This is a genomic window from Agromyces humi (genome assembly GCF_009720255.1).
Lineage (GTDB): Bacteria > Actinomycetota > Actinomycetes > Actinomycetales > Microbacteriaceae > Agromyces > Agromyces humi.
In genome coordinates this window covers 1-1,134 of sequence record NZ_WJSP02000656.1, presented here as the reverse complement: position 1 = coordinate 1,134, position 1,134 = coordinate 1, and the positions used below count along the sequence as shown (strand labels likewise).

1 protein-coding gene is annotated in these 1,134 nt (G+C 73.0%); it reads right to left on the bottom strand.

Annotation, left to right across the window (positions count from 1 at the left end):
- Positions 1-935: MBL fold metallo-hydrolase (locus GH736_RS23270; protein ID WP_235934656.1), on the bottom strand; the 935-nt coding region annotated here is incomplete at its 3' end.
- Between the last annotated feature and the right edge of the window lie 199 nt (positions 936-1,134).

Below are 1,134 nucleotides of genomic sequence, written 5' to 3'. Positions count from 1 at the left end.
CGGGCGAGCAGCCGGGTCCCATCGGCGGCCCGCCGCTCACGCCCGCTGAGCTCCGGCTGCTGCCGTACCTGCAGACGCACCTGTCCATCAGGGAGATCGGCGAGCGCCTCGGGCACGGCGTGCGCATCGCGGAAGACCTCACCATCGAGCGTCAGGCCGCCGAACTCCGGCTGGTCACGCAGGTCGGGTATCACAACCGCTTCGTCGGCACCTTCGGAGAGGTGAAGCGACTGCTCGCTGTCCGTCGCGGCGCCCGACACGATCTGGGGCCCGTCGCCGCCCGTGTATGGGTTGAACGTGACGAGGGCGTCGCCGCTCAGCACCGCATCGGAGTCGGGCAGGTACAGCGCGCAGTGCCCGAAGGTGTGTCCGGGCGTGAAGACGACGCGCGGGCGCCCCGGCACGTCGAGCACCTCGCCGGCCGCCAGGTGCGTGATTCCTGTCACGCCTTTCACCCGCAGCGCCCCGGCGCGCAGCATGGCGAAGAGCGGCGGCACGGCGCGCGGGTGCGCGATCGGGTACAGGGCCCGCGGGTTCTCGTGGGCGTATCGGTACGGATGCGCCGCGAGGTACTCCTCCTCGGGGTGCGCGATGATCGGCACGCCCCACTCCTGCTGCGCGCGCAGGGCGAACCCGAGGTGGTCGAAGTGCGCGTGGGTGAGCACGCAGGCGCGCACGTCACCGGGCTCCCGGCCCAGGGCGCGGATGGCGTGGCCGATGACCGGCCAGGTCGCCGGATGCGCCGTGTCGACGATCGTGAGCGCGCCGCCCTGCTCGAGGAGGTAGCAGTTCACGTAGGCGTGCTCGAGCCGATGCACCCCCGGCACCACGTTGCAGGTGAATCGCGGAGCCCGGCTTCGTCGCACGGGGGCGGATGCCCCGTACCCCGGCGCTCGCGCCCCGTGCCGTTCGTCGGTGATGCGTCGATCCTGCACGGCAGCCGCCTTCCGTCGGACCATCGCCCCCCAGGGTGCATCCACGTTCGGCCATGCGGATGCGCCGGGCAACCCCCTTGACCTGGCCGGGGTTCGGATGCGCCGTGTCAGCGCACGGGCGCAGCATCCGCCGTTCGTCGCTCGACCCGCTCGGCCAGCCGCACCAGCTCGCGCGCCACCGCGTCGGGCGCCGTGCGGG